The organism is Microbulbifer sp. YPW1 (assembly GCF_013367775.1).
Classification (GTDB): domain Bacteria; phylum Pseudomonadota; class Gammaproteobacteria; order Pseudomonadales; family Cellvibrionaceae; genus Microbulbifer.
Genome location: NZ_CP055157.1, coordinates 4,291,785 through 4,304,325, shown reverse-complemented (window position 1 = coordinate 4,304,325; position 12,541 = coordinate 4,291,785). Strand labels below are relative to the sequence as shown.

Genomic DNA, 12,541 nt, shown 5'->3' with positions numbered 1-12,541 from the left:
CCGATCGTTATGACAGAAGCAACCACCAAGGCCCCAGTGGTCACCATCGACGGCCCCAGCGGCTCCGGCAAGGGCACTATCGCCAAGTTACTGGCGGACAAGCTGGGCTATGCGCTGCTGGACTCCGGCGCGCTGTACCGCGTGACCGCGCTGGCCGCCCTCAATGCAGATGTAGATCTGGCAGACGAGGCGCGTGTGGCCGAGATCGCGGCCAATCTGGATATTCGCTTTGCCATTGCCGGAGGGGAAGTCAGTGCGATGCTAGAGGGCAAGGATGTCAGTCGGGATATCCGTATGGAGCGGGTGAGCATGGCGGCGTCTCAGGTGGCGGCGATTCCGGCGGTGCGCTCGGCATTGTTGCAGCGCCAGCGGGACTTCCGCGCCCCCCCGGGGCTGGTGGCGGATGGTCGTGATATGGGCACTACAGTCTTCCCTGACGCGCCGGTCAAGATATTCCTGACCGCCAGCGCGGAAGAGCGCGCCCGCAGGCGCTTCGATCAGTTGCAGGGCAGGGGTGTTTCTGTTAGCCTCCGCGACCTGCTGGAGGACATCCGCGCCCGGGACGACCGGGATATGAACCGCGCAGCCTCCCCACTGGCACCGGCGGAAGACGCCACAGTGCTGGATAGCACGGACATCGATATAAACGGTGTTCTGCAAAAGGTGCTTGAGTTGGTACAAAAACGTATCGCCTGAGCCGGACTGGCAAACAGTTCCTAAAATCAGTTTTTTAACAACAGCGGCCGGGATCAGCCAGAATCGCCCGGCCGCTGTTGTAATCCGACCCGCGTGCTGGCAGCGCGGTGGGGTCTGAGCTGAAGATTGACTACCTTTTACAGTCATCCCCGGCCGGGCCTGCCCCATATAGGTATGAGTAATGACCGAGAACTTTGCTGAGTTATTTGAAGAGAGCTTGAAGAGTGTTGAGATGGCGCCTGGCGCTATCGTGACCGGTATGGTTATCGACATCGATAAAGACTGGGTAACCGTACACGCGGGCCTGAAGTCTGAAGGTGTTATTCCGGCAGAGCAGTTCAAAAACGAGAAAGGCGAAGTCGATCTGCAGATCGGCGACGAAGTACAGGTAGCTCTGGAAGCCGTTGAAGATGGCTTCGGTGAAACCCGTCTGTCCCGCGAAAAAGCCAAGCGCGCTGAAGCCTGGAAAATCCTCGACGCTGCACACGCTGCAGACGAAGTGGTTAAAGGTGTTATCAGCGGCAAGGTTAAAGGTGGCTTCACTGTTGACGTTGCCAACATCCGCGCATTCCTGCCCGGCTCTCTGGTAGACGTACGTCCGGTTCGCGACACCGCGCACCTGGAAGGCAAAGAGCTCGACTTCAAAGTGATCAAGCTGGATGCCAAGCGCAACAACGTTGTTGTTTCCCGCCGTGCGGTAATGGAAGCAGCGAACAGCGAAGAGCGCGAAGCACTGCTGGCCAGCCTGCAAGAAGGTATGGCGATCAAGGGTATCGTGAAGAACCTGACCGACTACGGCGCGTTCGTAGATCTGGGCGGTATCGACGGCCTGCTGCACATCACCGATATGGCTTGGAAGCGCATCAAGCACCCGAGCGAGATCGTGAACGTTGGCGACGAGATCGAAGTAAAAGTCCTGAAGTTCGACCGCGAGCGCAGCCGCGTATCCCTGGGTCTGAAGCAGCTGGGCGAAGATCCTTGGGTCTCCATCAAGCAGCGTTACCCGGAAAACAGCCGCGTGAAGGCTGTTGTAACCAACCTGACCGACTACGGCTGCTTCGCAGAGCTGGAAGAAGGTGTGGAAGGTCTGGTACACGTTTCCGAAATGGATTGGACCAACAAGAACATTCACCCGTCCAAAGTTGTCAATGTTGGCGACGAGGTCGAGGTAATGATTCTGGACATCGACGAAGAGCGTCGTCGTATTTCCCTGGGTATCAAGCAGTGTCAAGAAAACCCGTGGGATGCCTTCGCGCGTAAATTCGCTAAGGGCGACAAGATCTCCGGTAAGATCAAGTCCATCACCGACTTCGGTATCTTCATCGGTCTGGACGGCAGCATCGACGGTCTGGTTCACCTGTCCGACATCTCCTGGAACGAAGCTGGCGAAGAAGCCGTACGCAAGTTCAAGAAAGGTGACGAGCTGGAAACCGTTATCCTGGGTATCGACTCCGACCGCGAGCGTATCTCCCTGGGTATCAAGCAGCTGGAATCCGATCCGTTCTCTGATTACGTAACCAACAACGATCGCGGCAGCATCGTAATGGGTACCATCAAAGAAGTGGACGCCAAGCAAGCCATCATCACCCTGGCGGACGAAGTTGAAGGCGTTCTGCGCGCTTCCGAAATCAGCCGCGACAAGGTTGAAGACGCCCGCAACGCTCTGAAAGAAGGCGAAGAAGTAGAGACCAAGATCACCAGCGTGGATCGTAAGAACCGCGTGATCAGCCTCTCCATCAAAGCCAAGGATCAGGACGACGAGAAGCAGGCGATCAAGGATCACAGCAAGAAGCAGGCTGAGCAGGTTCAGCCGGCGACTATCGGTGACCTGATCAAGGCTCAGATGAATAACAAAGACTAATAGGTCCTTGCTATTCATGGCCTCAGCTCAATGAGTTGAAGCTATCCGAAAGCCGGACTGGGGTTGCCCAGTCCGGCTTTCTATTAGATGATTGCCGCTATTCCAGAATAATCAATGACTTAGAAAGGATTGCGGACTGCATGACCAAGTCTGAACTGATCGATAAGATAGCTCTGAGGTTGGATCAGCTGCCGGTAAAGGATGTGGAGCTGGCGGTCAAAGTCATGCTGGACACCATGTCGGGTGTGCTGGCGGAAGGTGAGCGGATAGAAATACGCGGATTTGGCAGTTTTTCCCTGCATTACCGCGCGCCGCGAACCGGGCGTAACCCCAAAACCGGGGATTCCGTCGAACTGGCCGGGAAGTATGTGCCTCACTTCAAGCCGGGAAAAGAACTCAGGGACAGAGTAAATCAGCAGATGCAGCGCGACGAGTATGAAAACGCTTGATTGCCGTGCTGATCGCAGTGGGCTAACACTGTAACGGATTATAGATATTGCACTCCTTCCGGAGTCGGAGGTTCATTTGTCATTTCTGCGCTGGATATCTCGATTACTGTTTGGGGGACTCGCTCTCGCCTGTATAGCATTGGGCGTTTATTTCGCCGTGGACAATCCGGAAAGTATTACCCCGAGATTCGCCGGATATGACCTGTTTCCGGGGAGCGTGGGGTTCTGGCTGATTGGCTTCTTGCTGATCGGTGCCTTGCTGGGCTTCCTGGCCAGCCTGTTGCCGTACTGGACCGAGCGGCGCCGGGTGAAGGCGCTGGAGCGTCAGTTACTGCGTACTGAGCGCGAGCTGCATACTGTTCGACGCCAGGTTGCCGGAGAATGAGTTGAGCGACCTGACGTTTTTCATTTTCATTTTTGCCGCCATCGGTATCGGCTGGTATCTCGGTCGCAAGAGTGGCAAAAAGAAAGGTGCTAAAAACAATCAGCACCAGGCGCTGGCGCAGTCCTATGCGCAGGGCCTTAATTACCTTCTCAGTGAGCGCCACAACGACGCCATCGAAAAGTTTATCGATGCGTTGGAAGTCAGCAGTGCTACCTTCGAAACCCATCTGGCCCTTGGCAATCTGCTGCGCAAGCGCGGCGAGCACGACCAGGCCATCCGCGTACACCAGAACCTTCTTGCCCGCCCGAGCCTGAATCGTATCAGTCAGCAAAAGGCCCAGTTGGAGTTGGCCCGGGACTATATCGCCGCGGGATGGTTGGATCGTGCCGAGCGCCTGCTACAGGAGCTGGTGGAAACATCTTCCGAGTTGCGCAGCACCAGTTTGGAATATCTGGTCGAGGTATATCGCGATGAGCGGGAGTGGGCCAAAGCCATCCACGCGGTCAACCTGTTGCACAGTCGCCGTTTTAAAAAATTGCCTGAAGAGTGGGCCCCGATACAGGCACATTTCTGTTGTGAGCTGGCGGACGAAGCGATCAATGGAAAGGATTATCTGAGCGCGCGCAAGCATATCGACGCGGCACTGGGATACGATCGCCATTCAGTGCGTGCGAACCTGTTGCTCGGGCGTCTCGAATACCTGCTGGGGCGTCCACAGAGCGCGATCAAGGTGCTGGAGCGGGTGCCGAAGCAGAATCCTGACTATATTCCTGAAATCCTCGAGCTACTGATTACCAGCTATGAAGCGGTGGGAGATGAGTCTGGCCTCGTGGATTACCTGGAGAGATTACTCAAAGAGCATCCCTCCAACAGTGTGCTGATTGCTTTGACCGAGCGCATACATCAGCAAAGGAGTGAGGCGGATGCGGCCGCTTTTATCGGTAAACAGTTGGCGCTGCGTCCATCTCTGCGCGGGCTGGGACATTTTCTTAACCTGCACGTGGATAGCACCCAGGGCCGCGCCCGGGAAAACCTGTTCCTGCTGAAAAACCTGATTGACCAGCTTATCGCCAGCCGGCCTCATTACCGCTGTAATAACTGTGGTTTTTCCGGTAACCAGCTGCACTGGCTTTGCCCCAGCTGCAAACGCTGGGATAGCGTGCGCTCCGTAAAGGGTATTGAGGGCGAGTGACCTTCTGCCCGCAGCGCACACTCTTCAACCTGTTTTTGACTTTTGAGGTGTTCATTGACTGACTCAGTTTCCTCTCCGGTGATCGTGGCGCTGGATTACGACAATGCGGAAGCCGCACTGGCGATGGCCGCGCAACTTGATCCCTCGGTGTGTCGGGTAAAGGTCGGCAAAGAGCTGTTCACTATTGCCGGGCCAGACCTGGTGCGCAAGCTGGTGGAGTCCGGGTTTCAGGTGTTCCTGGACCTGAAATTCCACGACATTCCCAATACCGTAGCCGCGGCGGTACGCGCGGCGGCGAACCTGGGCGTATGGATGGTCAATGTGCATGCCAGCGGCGGCGAACGGATGATGCGCGCGGCTGCCGAAGTTCTGGCACCGCTGGGGGACAAGCGCCCGCTGCTGATTGGGGTCACCGTGCTGACAAGTACCGCGGAAGATGAGCTGGCGCCGGTTGGAGTCACCCGTCCTCTCGCCGATCAGGTGGTTGCGCTGGCCAAGCTCGCGCAGGGAAGTGGGCTGGACGGCGTGGTGTGTTCCGCGCAGGAAGCCGAAAAGCTGAAATCTGAATGCGGAGCGGATTTTGCCCTGGTGACACCCGGTATTCGTCCGGCGGGCTCTGACGCAGGTGATCAGCGGCGTATCGTGACCCCGGTACAGGCGCTGAAAAATGGCTCTGATTATCTGGTGATTGGCCGCCCGATTACCGGGGCGGACAAGCCGGCAGAAGCGCTGGCAGCGATCGTGGAAGAAATTCAGAAATCGGAGCGGTAAGGCCCGGGGCTCGGGTTGGAACGGCTGTTCAAATTTGAGATCGGGTGTGCCGCGCTGTAATAGCGTGTAATGGCGATTCGCTCAAAAATCCCGGTTGTAGATGGTAGAGTTTTGCGTGCCTTGGGGAGGTTTGTCGTCCCTCGGAAGTAAAAGGAGTGTAAACACAAAACAACCAAAAAGGATTTTGCCATGAAATTTTTCCGTATCCCGCTGGCTGCAATTTTTGCTGTTGCCCTGTTGCTCACCAATGCGCCAATGGTGAGCGCTGAAGAAGTTGCATCACAGGAGCAGGTGCAGACACTGGTCAACCTGAACACGGCTTCCGCAGAGGAGCTGTCCGAGGTGCTTGAAGGCGTCGGCCCGGCAAAAGCGGCGCTGATTGTGGAGTACCGAGAGGCGAACGGAAACTTTGCCAGCATGGAGCAGTTGCTGGAGGTGAAGGGGATCGGGGTTGCCACGCTGGAGAAGAACAAGGATCGGATCCAGCTGTAATGATCTCGCCGAGACAGCGCCATAAGGCGCTGTCTTTTTTTGTGGGACTGGATCGAGCCGGGCTCAACCGGAATATATAGAAAGGTAGAAAACGTAATAATGCGCTGGGTGGTAATAGGCAGTTCGGGATATATCGGTTCGGCCTTGTGCCGCTACTTGGTTGAGGACGGCAAGGCGGTGCTCTCCATATCTCGTGGTGCGGCCGGTCCGCAGGGGTGTAGCCACCTTCAGATCGGGGAGTTTACAGCGGAGTCGTTTGCCGGCGTATTTCAGCCGGGGGATATCGTGGTCTATGCGGCCGGGATGTCGTCCGCAAGGGATTGCCGTAAGAACCCCGCACTGGCGGACACGCTAAACAGTCAGTTGCCATGCGCATTGCTGTCCCTCGCTGACAAGGCGGGGGCTGATCAGTTTATATACCTCTCCAGTGTCAAGGCGGTGTGTGCGCCCGCAGGAGAGGTTGCCGGAGAAAGTGCCGGGCAGCCAGCCACCGATCCCTATGGGCAGAGTAAGTGGCGCGCAGAGCAGGGCTTATTGGCCCGGCATTGCAAGATGCGAGTGAATATTTTACGTCCGGCGGCTGTTTACGGCGAGTTTTCCGGATATGCGGGGGTAGGGCAGCCGACCCCGCGCAAGCGTGCGTTCGTGTGGCGGAACCGGTTGAGGCGGTGGTGCAAGCTGGTTCCCGTGGTGCCGGCGACTGGATACCGCAGCTTTGTAGCGCTGGAAGATCTGCTGTCCGCGATAGTGATACTGGCGGGTTCCAGTTGTAATCGTGAGGTGTTTATCGCCGCTGAGCCCCGGTATTACAACCTCGCCGCCATCAGTGCGGCAGCCAGTGGGCGCAGTGTAAAAAGTGATCGCCTTTTCGCCGGGTTGCTGCTGCTGCCATTTCGGATTCTGTCGACTCTCGGAGTTAAAGTTGGCGTCCTTGAAGTGGCGAGGAGCGAGCTTTATAGTGCTGAGCGTCTAAAATCGCGGCTCAACTGGCGGCCGGATGGGCGATACAGTCAATTCTTGAGGGGTAAATAATGGGGGCGGTAGTGGAGGTTTGGCTGGCCCCGTTGTTGGTGTCCTGTGTGGTGACCGCGTGTATTCTGCGTGTACTGCTTGCCCGCCTGGGAAACCTGGCGCTGGATACGCCAAATCATCGCTCCCTGCATGAGACGCCGGTGCCGCGTACCGGTGGCTGGGCACTGATTGCCGGTGTCACCTGCGGCATTGTGGTCAGTGGTATTACGCTCTCTATTGGCACCGTTTTTGCTTTTCTCCTGTTGTTTTTAGTGTCACTGGTAGACGATTTACGTCAGTTAGGCGCCGGTTTGCGCTTTGCTGTGCAAACTTTGTCCGTATCGTTGCTATTGTATTCACTCGCGCCTCAAGTCGAGCCCTGGCTTTTGTGGCCTGTTCTGATTTTTGCCGGTGTGTGGTGCATCAACCTGTACAACTTTATGGACGGCATGGACGGTTTTGCGGGCAGCATGACCGGTATCGGCTTTGCCACGTTGGGCATCGTCTGCGCTTTGCAGGGTGCGACGACCCTGGCGGGTATTTGTCTTCTGATTGCCATCTGTAGTGTCGCGTTTCTGTACTACAATTGGCCGAAGGCGCGTATCTTCCTCGGGGATGCGGGCTCTACGGTAATTGGCCTGGCGGCATTCGCTGTGGGTGTGTCTGGTTGGCAGCAGGGGGTATTCCACTGGCTGGTGCCGCTGTTGGTATTTTTGCCCTTCTGGCTGGATGCGACAGTGACCTTGATTGTCCGGGTGTTGAAGAGGGAGCGCTGGTGGGAAGCGCACCGGCAACACCTGTACCAGCGAATGGCTTTGAGGTTTGGGGTAAAAACTTCACTTTTTATCGAGTTGTCCGTGATGCTCTGCACGTCCATGGTGGCGTTGCTGCTGGTAGTATCTGGAGTGGCTTGAATTATTCCATCGGAAGGTGAGATGTACTTGTTTAGGGAATGGATCGCTCTGATCCGGGACCGGATCATATTGGGGGAATAGTGAAGCGCTTTTACAAGGCTGCGCAAAAAAACTACAAGCCAGTTTTAATGCTGTCATACGATCTGCTGATGTTGACGGCGGCATTCCTGCTGGCGATGACCATCCGGTTCAATGGGGCCGGCCTGGTTACCGAGCCGGCAATGGCGCTGTGCCTCGGGATGACCCTCGTCTCCAGTAGTTTCATCTTCCTGCGGCTGGGGTTGTACCGCACGGTAATTCGCTACATGGGGCAGCAGGCGATCGTTGCTGTGCTCCAGGGGGTTACCGCTTCTGCTGTGGTGCTCGCCGTCGCTTCCTACCTCACCTACGCGGGTGTGCCGCGTTCAGTTCCTGTTATTTACTGGTGTTTTGCGCTGATTACCGTAGGCGGCTCCCGCTGGCTGGTGCGTATCTATTACCAGATGGCGTTGGAAATCCACAAAAACCGGGTGGCTATCTACGGCGCCGGCACCGCGGGTCTTCAACTCTACAAGGGGCTGATCCACGGTGAGATGTACAAAACCGTCGCCTTCTTCGATGACAATGCCTCCAAGCAAAACACCCTGATCGACGGGGTGCTCGTATACAGTCCCGCCAATATTCTGGAAGTCATTGCTGATCGGGATATTTCCGAGGTACTGCTCGCCATGCCCGGAGTGCCCAAGCGCCGGCGCCGGGAAATCACCCGCAGTCTGCGAGAGCGGGGCGTGGTGGTGAAAGTGATTCCGGGGATGGAGGAGCTGGTGGACAGCGCTGGGCGCGTCTCCGATGTCTCCCAGATCTACGAAAACATCCTCGGCCGTGCGCCAGTGGAGCCCCAGAAAGAGCTGGTGTCCTCCTCCATTGCGGGCAAGATCGTACTGGTGACCGGGGCGGGGGGGTCCATTGGTTCTGAGCTCTGTCGGCAGATCATCCAGTGGGGCCCTGCGCAGCTCATCATGCTGGAGGCCTCGGAGTTCTCCCTTTATCAGATCGAGCGGGAACTGCGCCAGCAGCAGCTGGATGAAAATCTTCAGGTAGAAGTGACAGCGCTGTTGGGCGATGTGCGCAATCGCATCCGGATGGCGGAGATTATCCAGTCGTTCAAAGTTCACACGATTTATCACGCAGCGGCCTACAAGCATGTGCCGCTGGTAGAGCAGAACGTCGCAGTGGGCGCCGAGAACAATGTCCTTGGCACACTTTCGGTGCTGGAGGCTGCCGAGGCCTCAGGCGTTGAGCAGTTTGTGCTGGTTTCTACCGACAAGGCGGTGCGTCCCACCAATGTGATGGGTGCAACCAAGCGCCTGGCAGAACTGATCTGTCAGGATTTCGGGCGGCGCTTTGGTCGCACCCGGGTGTGCATGGTGCGCTTTGGTAATGTGCTCGGCTCTTCGGGCTCGGTTATTCCCCTGTTTACCGACCAGATCAATGCCGGTGGCCCGGTAACGGTGACCCACCCCAAGGTGACCCGTTTCTTTATGACTATCCCGGAAGCCGCACAGCTGGTACTGCAGGCGGGCAGTATGGGGCGCAAGGGCGAGGTTTTCGTTCTCGATATGGGAGAGCCGGTGCGCATCCTGGATATCGCCCGGCGCCTGATCCAGATTATGGGGCACACCGTACGCGACGAGGCCAATCCGGATGGGGACATCGAAATCCAGATCACCGGATTGCGCCCCGGGGAAAAACTCTACGAAGAGTTGTTGCTGGGAGACAAGGTTGCGGGCACCGATCATCCGATGATCATGCGAGCAGAAGAAGAGCGCTTGTCCAGTGAGCAGTTGCAGTTGTTTATTGGTGAGTTGCGTGAAGCCTGCGCCCGTCAGGACGCGGAAAGTGTCCATCGCATCCTGGTTGAGGCGGTGAAAGACTATGCGCCGAAACAGGAGCTGATCGACGTGGTCTGGAACCAGTCCATTGCCACGGCTGCAGCGCAGGGTCTGCCAACGGTTGCAACAGAGCGCGGTGCGGAAGTGAAGCAGTTGCCCACCGGTGGCCGCAGCCGAGTGCGTCGTTTGACTGGGGAAATGCCTGAAGTGTAAGCCCTGGATGCCCGGGTGATAGACCTGGGAGGCTCATGGAAACCCTGCGTTTTGCGCGGGGTTTTTTATTTTTTGGCGGCAAACCCGCCGTGCAAGAAAATCGGGCAATAAAAAACCCCGCGACCTTTTCAGGTGCGGGGTTTCTTTATTTGGCTCCGCCTGCTGGGCTCGAACCAGCGACCCAATGATTAACAGTCATTTGCTCTACCAACTGAGCTAAGGCGGAATTTTGGGGTGGGGCCTGTTGGTTGGGGCTCCCGATAGAGCATAGCTCTAAATAAAAACCCCGTAGCCATTGCCGGCTGCGGGGTTTTTGAATTTGGCTCCGCCTGCTGGGCTCGAACCAGCGACCCAATGATTAACAGTCATTTGCTCTACCAACTGAGCTAAGGCGGAACTGTGTCTGATCGGTCCGGAAAATGTCGTCCCGGTCAGATGGCGCGTATCTTATAGAGCACCCCAGAGTAGGTCAACCCCTTTATTTAAAAATAACTCTTTGATTTTGCAGTGTTTATTTTCTCGCCGATGCGTGTGACTGAGGTGGTGAGATTTGTCGCCGTGGTGGTCATCCGCCTACAATTTCCTTCTTGGATGCGCGCGCCGCGCGTGCAGAGCTTATGAGTGAGTAGGGTATATGGAATCGCGACCATTTGAAGTGGTGAGCAAGTACGAGCCGGCCGGTGACCAGCCAGCCGCAATCGAGGCGCTGGTAGAAGGCATCGGCGACGGTCTCGCTCACCAGACCCTGCTGGGTGTGACCGGGTCGGGCAAGACCTTCACCATGGCCAATGTCATTGCCCAGGTGCAGCGGCCCGCCATTGTCATGGCCCACAACAAGACCCTCGCGGCGCAGCTCTACGGCGAGCTCAAGGAGTTCTTCCCGCGTAACGCCGTGGAGTACTTTGTTTCCTACTACGACTACTACCAGCCGGAAGCCTATGTGCCGTCGTCGGATACCTTCATCGAGAAGGATGCCTCGGTCAACGAGCACATCGAGCAGATGCGTCTGTCCGCCACCAAGGCGCTGATCGAGCGCAAGGATGTGATCGTGGTGGCGACGGTGTCCGCCATCTATGGTCTCGGCGATCCGGACAAATACCTGAAAATGGTGCTGCACCTGGACCGCGGCGATATCGTCGATCAGCGCACGATCCTGCGCCGCCTGGCAGAGCTGCAGTACACCCGCAACGATGCCGATTTCCGCCGTGCGACCTACCGGGTACGCGGGGACATTATCGATATTTACCCCGCCGATTCGGATATGGAGGCGGTGCGCCTGTCCCTGTTCGATGAGGAAATAGAAGAGATCACCCTGTTCGACCCGCTCACCGGGGAGGTGCTACACAAGGTGCCGCGGATCACGATTTTCCCCAAGTCCCACTATGTGACGCCACGGGAAACCATCGTCAAGGCCATCGACCAGATCAAGGACGAGCTCAAGGAGCGCCTCGAACAGCTGCGCGACAACAACAAACTGCTGGAAGCGCAGCGCCTGGAGCAGCGCACCCGTTACGACCTGGAGATGATGCAGGAGCTGGGCTACTGCAACGGGGTGGAAAACTATTCGCGCTATCTCTCCGGACGCGACGTGGGGCAGCCACCGCCCACGCTGTTCGATTACCTGCCGCACGATGCCTTGCTGATCATCGATGAGAGTCACGTGACCGTGCCGCAGATCGGCGGTATGTACCGCGGCGACCGCTCGCGCAAAGAGACCCTGGTGGAGTACGGGTTCCGTCTGCCGTCGGCACTGGATAATCGCCCGCTGAAGTTTGAGGAGTGGGAGAACCTGTCGCCACAGACGATCTTTGTATCCGCGACGCCGGGCAAATACGAGGCGGAGCACGCCGGTGCCGTGGTTGAGCAGGTGGTGCGCCCCACCGGCCTGGTAGATCCGATAGTGGAAGTGCGCCCGGCGGCCACACAGGTGGACGATACGCTGTCCGAGATCCATCGGTGTGTGGATGCGGGGCAGCGCGTGCTGATTACCGTGTTGACCAAGCGCATGGCAGAGGATCTGACCGAGTACCTGAGCGACAACGGCGTACGCGTGCGCTACCTGCACTCGGATATCGATACTGTGGAACGGGTGGAGATCATCCGCGACCTGCGTATTGGTGAGTTCGATGTGCTGGTGGGGATCAACCTGTTGCGGGAGGGCCTGGATATGCCCGAGGTCTCCCTGGTTGCCATTTTCGATGCCGACAAGGAAGGTTTCCTGCGCTCGGACCGCTCCCTGATTCAGACCATTGGTCGCGCCGCCCGTAACCTCGAGGGCAGGGCAATCCTTTACGCGGACAAGATTACGGATTCCATGCAGCGGGCGCTGGATGAAACCCAGCGTCGTCGGGAAAAGCAGCTGGAGCACAACAAGGAGCACGGCATTACCCCGAAAGGTATCTTTAAAAGCGTTGCCGATATTATGGAGGGCGCCATCGCACCGGGCGTTCCGGGCCGTGGCCGTCGCAAAGTGGCGGAGAAAGGCGGAGCCTATAAAGCCGACCAGAAGCCGCTCACTGATCAGCAGCGCTGGGCCAGGATCGAAGAGCTGGAAGAGCAGATGTACCAGCACGCCAAGAATCTCGAGTTTGAAGCTGCGGCGAAACTGCGCGATGAGATCACCCAGCTCAAGGAGCAGCAGTAGTCGGGGACTGATTGCGCTGCCAGGGGGTATTCGGTAACCTGC

General features: G+C 57.3%; 11 protein-coding genes and 2 tRNA genes. 11 read left to right on the top strand and 2 right to left on the bottom strand.

Annotated elements, in window-relative coordinates; genetic code table 11:
* Window positions 1-9 precede the first annotated feature (9 nt).
* The 10 genes from cmk (at window position 10) to HUW35_RS17465 (ending at window position 9,855) form a co-directional block, all read left to right on the top strand.
* Window positions 10-696: a (d)CMP kinase gene (gene cmk, locus HUW35_RS17510; protein ID WP_181253497.1), complete on the top strand. Its 687-nt coding sequence runs from the start codon at window positions 10-12 to the stop codon at window positions 694-696.
* 181 nt (window positions 697-877) lie between these two features.
* Window positions 878-2,557 (top strand): 30S ribosomal protein S1, encoded by a 1,680-nt coding sequence (gene rpsA, locus HUW35_RS17505; RefSeq protein ID WP_078086000.1) that lies wholly within the window; start codon window positions 878-880, stop codon window positions 2,555-2,557.
* A 140-nt stretch (window positions 2,558-2,697) separates the two neighbouring features.
* On the top strand, window positions 2,698-3,006 hold the full coding sequence (gene ihfB, locus HUW35_RS17500) for an integration host factor subunit beta (protein ID WP_181253496.1): 309 nt from the start codon (window positions 2,698-2,700) through the stop codon (window positions 3,004-3,006).
* A 157-nt stretch (window positions 3,007-3,163) separates the two neighbouring features.
* The gene (locus HUW35_RS17495) at window positions 3,164-3,391 is read left to right on the top strand and encodes a LapA family protein (protein WP_255463365.1); all 228 of its coding nucleotides are present in this window, start codon (window positions 3,164-3,166) and stop codon (window positions 3,389-3,391) included.
* 1 nt (window position 3,392) lies between these two features.
* Window positions 3,393-4,583: a lipopolysaccharide assembly protein LapB gene (gene lapB, locus HUW35_RS17490; RefSeq protein ID WP_181253495.1), complete on the top strand. Its 1,191-nt coding sequence runs from the start codon at window positions 3,393-3,395 to the stop codon at window positions 4,581-4,583.
* A gap of 54 nt (window positions 4,584-4,637) precedes the next feature.
* Window positions 4,638-5,354, top strand: a complete 717-nt coding sequence (pyrF, locus tag HUW35_RS17485; protein ID WP_181253494.1) for an orotidine-5'-phosphate decarboxylase — start codon at window positions 4,638-4,640, stop codon at window positions 5,352-5,354.
* A 189-nt stretch (window positions 5,355-5,543) separates the two neighbouring features.
* Window positions 5,544-5,846, top strand: coding sequence for a ComEA family DNA-binding protein (locus HUW35_RS17480; RefSeq protein WP_181253493.1), 303 nt, complete (start codon window positions 5,544-5,546; stop codon window positions 5,844-5,846).
* Window positions 5,847-5,945: 99 nt separating this feature from the next.
* Window positions 5,946-6,878 carry an NAD-dependent epimerase/dehydratase family protein gene (locus HUW35_RS17475; protein ID WP_181253492.1) on the top strand — a complete coding sequence of 311 codons (933 nt, stop codon included), beginning with the start codon at window positions 5,946-5,948 and terminating at the stop codon, window positions 6,876-6,878.
* Window positions 6,878-7,771 carry a glycosyltransferase family 4 protein gene (locus tag HUW35_RS17470; protein ID WP_181253491.1) on the top strand — a complete coding sequence of 298 codons (894 nt, stop codon included), beginning with the start codon at window positions 6,878-6,880 and terminating at the stop codon, window positions 7,769-7,771. Before HUW35_RS17475 ends, HUW35_RS17470 begins: the two co-directional genes overlap by 1 nt.
* Window positions 7,772-7,851: 80 nt before the next feature.
* Window positions 7,852-9,855, top strand: coding sequence for a nucleoside-diphosphate sugar epimerase/dehydratase (locus tag HUW35_RS17465; RefSeq protein WP_255463364.1), 2,004 nt, complete (start codon window positions 7,852-7,854; stop codon window positions 9,853-9,855).
* Between the two features lie 150 nt (window positions 9,856-10,005).
* Here HUW35_RS17465 and HUW35_RS17460 read toward each other — a convergent pair.
* Both HUW35_RS17460 and HUW35_RS17455 read right to left on the bottom strand, forming a co-directional pair.
* A tRNA-Asn gene (locus HUW35_RS17460) sits at window positions 10,006-10,081 on the bottom strand.
* A gap of 94 nt (window positions 10,082-10,175) precedes the next feature.
* Window positions 10,176-10,251, bottom strand: a tRNA-Asn gene (locus tag HUW35_RS17455).
* Window positions 10,252-10,489: 238 nt separating this feature from the next.
* Between HUW35_RS17455 and uvrB the strand changes: the two genes are divergently transcribed.
* A complete protein-coding gene (gene uvrB, locus HUW35_RS17450; protein ID WP_181253490.1) occupies window positions 10,490-12,499 on the top strand; it encodes an excinuclease ABC subunit UvrB in 2,010 nt (669 codons plus the stop codon).
* Window positions 12,500-12,541: the final 42 nt, after the last annotated feature.

Excerpts from the sequence above, each read along its gene's own strand:
- cmk (WP_181253497.1), top strand. The coding sequence starts at position 10 with ATGACAGAAGCAACCACCAAGGCCCCAGTGGTCACCATCGACGGCCCC.
- rpsA (WP_078086000.1), top strand. The coding sequence starts at position 878 with ATGACCGAGAACTTTGCTGAGTTATTTGAAGAGAGCTTGAAGAGTGTT.
- ihfB (WP_181253496.1), top strand. The coding sequence starts at position 2,698 with ATGACCAAGTCTGAACTGATCGATAAGATAGCTCTGAGGTTGGATCAG.
- HUW35_RS17480 (WP_181253493.1), top strand. The coding sequence starts at position 5,544 with ATGAAATTTTTCCGTATCCCGCTGGCTGCAATTTTTGCTGTTGCCCTG.
- HUW35_RS17475 (WP_181253492.1), top strand. The coding sequence starts at position 5,946 with ATGCGCTGGGTGGTAATAGGCAGTTCGGGATATATCGGTTCGGCCTTG.
- HUW35_RS17470 (WP_181253491.1), top strand. The coding sequence starts at position 6,878 with ATGGGGGCGGTAGTGGAGGTTTGGCTGGCCCCGTTGTTGGTGTCCTGT.
- uvrB (WP_181253490.1), top strand. The coding sequence starts at position 10,490 with ATGGAATCGCGACCATTTGAAGTGGTGAGCAAGTACGAGCCGGCCGGT.